We start from the raw sequence: 5,991 nt of genomic DNA, 5'->3' as shown, positions 1-5,991 counted from the left end.
CTGACCATTGGTGGATGCTCAATGCTCATCTATGGTTCCTATCTCAGTAAAAAAGAGAACTTACCTAAAATGGCAATGAACGTGACGTTGGTGGATACGGGGGTTGCGTTTATTGCGGGCTTAGTTGTGATGCCTGCCATGTTTGTGGCGATGCAAAAGGGGGTTCAAATATACTCTGAAGAGGGCGCATTACTGAACTCTGATACCTTGGTCTTTACGGTGTTGCCATTAATGTTTGATAGCCTCGGTTTACTTGGCCAACTGTTTGCCGCTGTATTTTTCCTATTGCTCACCATAGCTGCACTCACCTCTTCCATTTCAATGCTAGAGTGTCCTGTGGCCTTGGTAGGAGAACGATTTAACACCTCTAGAAAAGCCACAAGCTGGGTACTAGGCGGTGTGATTGCTTCGGCTAGTGTGATCATCGTGTTTAACTTTGGTACCTTGTTTGGTTTAGTCGCTATGATTGCGACTCAATACCTTCAGCCGTTTGCTGCGCTGCTATTCTGCTTGTTTGGTGGCTGGGTGTGGAGCCGACAAGGCAAAATTAAAGAGTTGGAGCAAGGTTGCCCAGAATTCACTTTGGGTTGGTTTGGTAAGGTATGGCCTGCGTACATAAAGTTTGTATGTCCAACCTTAGTGGCCGCCGTTATTTGGGCTTCGTTTGGGTAAGTCATACCATCTTTAATTGATGAAAAAAGCCGAGTCAGATGACTCGGCTTTTTGCTATTACGGTAAAGCGTTAGAGTTACGCTTTTTCTGGGATCGCTTCAAGTAGCGCGACCATTTGCTGCCAATAAAGTGCAACAGTATCAATTTTCACTTTTTCATCAGGAGAGTGAGGAAATTTGATGGTTGGTCCGAAAGAGACCATATCCATATTCGGGTACGGTTCTTTGAAGAGCCCACACTCAAGGCCCGCATGAATGACCATGATATTGGGTTTATGTCCGTAGATGCCTTCGTACATATCACGGAAAATCGCCATGATTTCAGAATCAGCGTCTGGTTTCCAACCGGGGTAAGCGCCTGAGAATGCCATCTTCGCACCCGCAAGTTCAGCAATCGATGTCAGCATGCCTTCGACTTGACTGCGCCCCGAATCGATTAAAGAACGAATCAAGCAAAGTACAGTGATCGTGTTCTCTTCTGTCGTGATGACACCCACGTTCAGTGAAGTCTCAACAACCCCTTCAATGTCGTCGCTCATACGAATGACACCATTTGGACAGGCATTGAGTGCAGCGATGAAGCGTGCTTGATCAGTTTGGGCGATCGCACCTTGCTCTGCTGTCACTGCTTCGTTGAAAGTGACAATGCTATCTTCAATCTTACCCAGTTCAGTGGAAAGAAGTTCGGTGTAGTGATCGTATAAAGTCGCGAGTTTGTCTTTGTTTTCTGCTGGCAATGCTACGGTAACGAAACCTTCACGAGGTATAGCGTTACGTAGGCTTCCCCCTTTGATTTCGATTAGGCGTAGATCCAACTCTTTGGCGTGCCCGAATAAAAAGCGAGCAAGCAGCTTGTTGGCATTCGCGCGACCAGTGTGAATGTCACAACCAGAGTGGCCACCCTTTAAGCCTTTTAGAGTCAATTTACGCGTAACAAACCCCGTTGGGATCTCTTCACGAGCAATATCAAAGGTCATGGAGCCGTCAATGCCACCGGCACAGCCCATGTAGACTTCGCCTTCTTGCTCTGAATCGGTGTTGAGAAGAATTTCCCCTTCCAGCCAACCTGTTTCTAAGCCAAATGCACCAGTCATTCCCGCTTCTTCATCAACGGTGAGTAATACTTCTAACGGGCCATGTTTGAGGTCCTTTGAAGCCAAAACAGCCAGGCACGAAGCCATGCCCATTCCGTTATCGGCACCTAAGGTTGTGCCTTTCGCTGTTACCCATTCGCCATCAATGTATGGCTGAATAGGGTCGGTTGTGAAGTCGTGATCTGTGTCTTCATTCTTCTGCGGAACCATATCGATATGCGCTTGCAGTACAACGCCTTTTCGGTTTTCCATACCAGCAGTGGCCGGTTTCTTTATAAACACGTTGCCTGTAGGATCTCGACGAACATCAAGATTCTCTGCTTTTGCCCATTCGATGATGTATTGAGCTAATGCTTCTTCATGCTTAGATGGGTGTGGAATGGAGCAGATTTTATCAAAAAACTGCCAAATAGAAGGTGGTGATAAACGACTAATTTCAGAGTGAAAATCAGACACAGTTGACTCCTTTGTATTAATAATGCGAGATCTATGTTGGATATATTTTCATGGCCTGGATTATTTAACTGTTGAGCGGCCATGTCTATCTCGAGCGCTCAGCATACCATTACCTTTTGCTGGCGAGTAGTTATAGACACGACAATTTAACAATATGAAAGAACCGTTATAGGTACAGTCAGGAATGATTAGACATCAATGAGTGATTGGTGGCATAGCGCTTGTAGGGAAACACAGACATTTAGTGTGTTTTTTGTAATTAAATTACCAAAATTACTTCATTGCACTACTTATTGTGATTTTAATCACCTTTTTGTTGTAATTAAATTTCTTGGTGGTATATTAATACTCAACTTCAGAGAGAAGAGAAAATGCTCAAAGGATGAGTCCGATAATCGCCTCCAAGGAACTGAGAATCAAACAGTAATTTAATTGATTTAAAGGTGATATTTATGAAAGGTTTACCATCTACAACGTTCTGGACCAACAGCAATGTTTACACTAGTGACTTTGTATACCCAATTAGCTTTGGTTATTAATCGCGTCGTCTATTAATAACTAGGGTTATCCTCGCTAGCTATCCCCAATAGCTGAGCGACTAACTGCGAAAGCATGTTATTTGAACATTATGTTCACCCCTATATATTGGAATTTTTTTACGGCCATTTGGCTGAAATGATTCAACCGCCACTCCTCTTGAGTGGCGTTTTTTTATCCCTACCTTTTGAACTGGTCACTCGTTCACCTCTAACGTTTATTTTCTATATTTAGAACAAATCTTTAACGCCTATTTACTGTAGTTCATACTTTCCGTTACGCTTTTTACGTAAAACCTCATGAAAGTTTAGAACATGGTTTAAAAAAACATCACTTCAATAATAAGATGACTTCAGCTTTAGTTATTGAAATTAAAGGGATCTATCCGTTTTTTATTAGCCGTGTACGTTTGATTGTAGATGAACGCTTGGGCAAAAATTCATTAGAGTGATAATTCTATCTGGAATTTGTTATTTGATAACTCTATAATTTACGCCAATCGATTACGCAACCGTTTACTTTTTACCCTTATAGGATCCGATCATGCTCGAAAGGCTATTTAAACTCAGTGAACACGGCACGAACGTGAAGACTGAAGTCATTGCTGGTGTTACTACCTTCCTCACCATGGCTTACATCATTTTTGTTAACCCTGCGATGCTAGCTGATGCAGGCATGGATCATGGCGCTGTCTTTGTCGCAACCTGTCTTGCAGCAGCCATTGGCTGTTTCATAATGGGGTTTGTTGCTAACTATCCAATCGCTCAAGCGCCTGGTATGGGGCTTAACGCCTTCTTTACGTATGCGGTTGTATTGGGAATGGGGTATACGTGGCAAGTAGCGCTGGCGGCGGTATTTGTTTCTGGTGTGCTTTTCATTCTATTGAGCATTTTCAAGATTCGTGAATGGATCATCAACTCCATTCCAATGTCGCTTCGTACCGGTATTTCTGCGGGTATCGGCCTTTTCTTAGCTTTCATTGGCTTGAAGAACGCTGGCATTGTTGTCGATAACCCAGCAACACTCGTTTCTATGGGTGATATTACTTCGCTACAAGCTATTCTTGCTGCGATTGGTTTCTTCCTAACGATTGCTTTGGTTCATCGCGGTTTGAAAGGCGCGGTTATGATTGCGATTTTGGCAGTAACGGCACTTGGTTTGGTTTTCGGTGACGTTCAGTGGGGCGGTATTATGTCTGCGCCACCAAGCATCGCACCAACCTTCATGCAGCTAGATTTCTCAGCGGTATTTGAAATCGGTATGATTTCAGTGGTATTCGCGTTCCTATTTGTCGATCTCTTTGATACTGCGGGTACATTGGTTGGTGTTGCTCAAAAAGCAGATCTGATTGATAAGAACGGTAAGATCCCTCGTCTAAACCGTGCGTTACTGGCTGACTCTACCGCAACTTCTGCTGGTGCATTACTGGGTACGTCAAACACCACTTCATACATTGAAAGTGTGGCGGGTGTTGCTGCTGGTGGACGCACAGGATTAACGGCGGTTGTTGTTGGCATTTTGTTCCTTCTTGCATTATTCTTCTCGCCACTTGCTGGTATGATCCCAGCTTATGCGACGGCAGGTGCGCTATTTTATGTTGCGATACTCATGCTTTCTGGACTAGTCAGTATTGATTGGCGCGACTTAACCGAAGCAGCACCAGTGGTAGTCACTTGTTTGCTAATGCCTCTAACATTCTCTATTGCGGAAGGTATTGCACTTGGTTTTATTAGTTACGCAGCAATTAAAGCGATGAGTGGTAAAGGGCGTGATGTTTCCCTAAGTGTTTGGGTTATGTCTGCTATCTTTATCATCAAGTACGCACTAGCGTAAATTAATTTATATTTTTCAAATTATTAGGTTTATACAATGAGCAATAAATTCGTTATCACTTGGGACAACATGCAAACTTACTGCCGTCAGCTCGCTGAAAAGCAAATGCCTGCAGAACAATGGAAAGGTATCCTTGGTGTTAGCCGTGGTGGTCTAGTTCCTGCCGCTATCTTAGCTCGTGAACTTGGTATTCGATACGTAGATACCATTTGTATCTCAAGCTACGACCATGATCACCAACGTGACATGACCGTTGTAAAAGCACCAGAAGGCGACGGTGAAGGCTTCCTAATTGTAGAAGACCTAGTAGACAGCGGAGATACCGCTCGTAAGCTTCGCGAAATGTACCCGAAAGCTAAGCTTATTGCCGTGTGTGCAAAACCATCTGGTGTTGAATTGCTTGACGACTACGTTGTTGATATTGCTCAAGATACATGGATTGAACAACCATGGGATATGACAATTCAATACGCTGAACCAATTAATCGCAAACAAAAATAATTGCTTCTGAGCGAAATTAGTGAAAAATGACCCTCTTCTGGGTCATTTTTTTTAGCTCGTATTTTAAACTCGCTAATGCTGAATATCAGGATTCCACATGTCAGATCAAAACGATAAGAATCTATCTGAAACGCTTTTTGTCAAACATAAACAAGCCAAAGAAACGTCCGCACTTACTCAATATATGCCAAGCAACCAAGCGTTCTTGGATGAGAAGATTAACTCCGGCTCTTGGTACCGTAATCTGCGCAGAATGCAGTGGGCATGGCAAGGTGTTGATCCTATTGAACAAGAAGCGGTACTGGCACGTATTGCATCATGTAAGCACTCTCGTACTCATGACAACTGGCTTGATACTGTCATTGGTTTTCGCAGCGGAAACTGGGCTTATGAATGGGGAAAATTAGGCGCTAAGCATCAAAAGCTTGGTAAAGAGCTCGAAGGTGATAAAGGAGCCGATGAGCTATTCACTGCTGCACTCTGTTTTAGTATTGCTGGCTATCCGCACCTGAAAAACGATAACCTTTCTTTGCAGGCGCAAGTCTTAGCAAATGCTGCATACTCTGAAGCCGCCGAGAAAAGTAAGTTTGTTGTAAAGCAAATTCAGATCCCTTACGGGAAAAGAAAGATCATGGCAAACCTGCATGCGACTAACACGCTCCAGCCACAACCAGTCATTATTGTGAGTGCTGGGTTGGACTCCTTGCAAACGGATATGTGGCGATTGTTCCGCGATCATCTTGCACCCAAAAACATTGCCATGCTGACGGTGGATATGCCTTCGGTAGGGCACAGCAGTCACTGGCCTCTTGGCGAAGATACGTCTTGTCTTCATCAAGCTGTACTAAATGAACTGCCGAATATTCCATGGGTAGACCACTATAAAGTTGGATTACTAG

5 protein-coding genes are annotated in these 5,991 nt (G+C 43.7%); 4 read left to right on the top strand and 1 reads right to left on the bottom strand.

The genetic code is table 11. The annotated features are described in order from the left end of the window. The coding region (locus BCU12_RS04405; protein WP_198599248.1) for a sodium-dependent transporter at positions 1–672 on the top strand (672 nt) is incomplete at its 5' end. A gap of 76 nt (positions 673–748) precedes the next feature. Here BCU12_RS04405 and BCU12_RS04400 read toward each other — a convergent pair. Then, the gene (locus tag BCU12_RS04400; RefSeq protein ID WP_102403158.1) at positions 749–2,221 is read right to left on the bottom strand and encodes an aminoacyl-histidine dipeptidase; all 1,473 of its coding nucleotides are present in this window, start codon (positions 2,219–2,221) and stop codon (positions 749–751) included. A 1,080-nt stretch (positions 2,222–3,301) separates the two neighbouring features. Between BCU12_RS04400 and BCU12_RS04395 the strand changes: the two genes are divergently transcribed. The 3 genes from BCU12_RS04395 to BCU12_RS04385 form a co-directional block, all read left to right on the top strand. Further along, complete coding sequence (locus BCU12_RS04395) at positions 3,302–4,591, top strand: NCS2 family permease (RefSeq protein WP_102403157.1); 1,290 nt, start codon at positions 3,302–3,304, stop codon at positions 4,589–4,591. A 36-nt stretch (positions 4,592–4,627) separates the two neighbouring features. After that, a complete protein-coding gene (gene tet(34) / locus BCU12_RS04390) occupies positions 4,628–5,092 on the top strand; it encodes an oxytetracycline resistance phosphoribosyltransferase domain-containing protein Tet(34) (RefSeq protein ID WP_102403156.1) in 465 nt (154 codons plus the stop codon). A 97-nt stretch (positions 5,093–5,189) separates the two neighbouring features. Continuing rightward, the coding region (locus BCU12_RS04385) for an alpha/beta hydrolase (RefSeq protein WP_133153809.1) at positions 5,190–5,991 on the top strand (802 nt) is incomplete at its 3' end.

It is taken from the genome of Vibrio sp. 10N.261.55.A7 (assembly GCF_002877365.1).
Taxonomy (GTDB): domain Bacteria; phylum Pseudomonadota; class Gammaproteobacteria; order Enterobacterales; family Vibrionaceae; genus Vibrio.
Note: the sequence above shows the minus strand (reverse complement) of the source record. Positions and strands in the feature narration are given on the sequence as shown.

What these genes read in the sequence shown, in the direction of transcription:
- BCU12_RS04395 (WP_102403157.1), top strand. Translation starts at nt 3,302, where the DNA reads ATGCTCGAAAGGCTATTTAAACTCAGTGAACACGGCACGAACGTGAAG.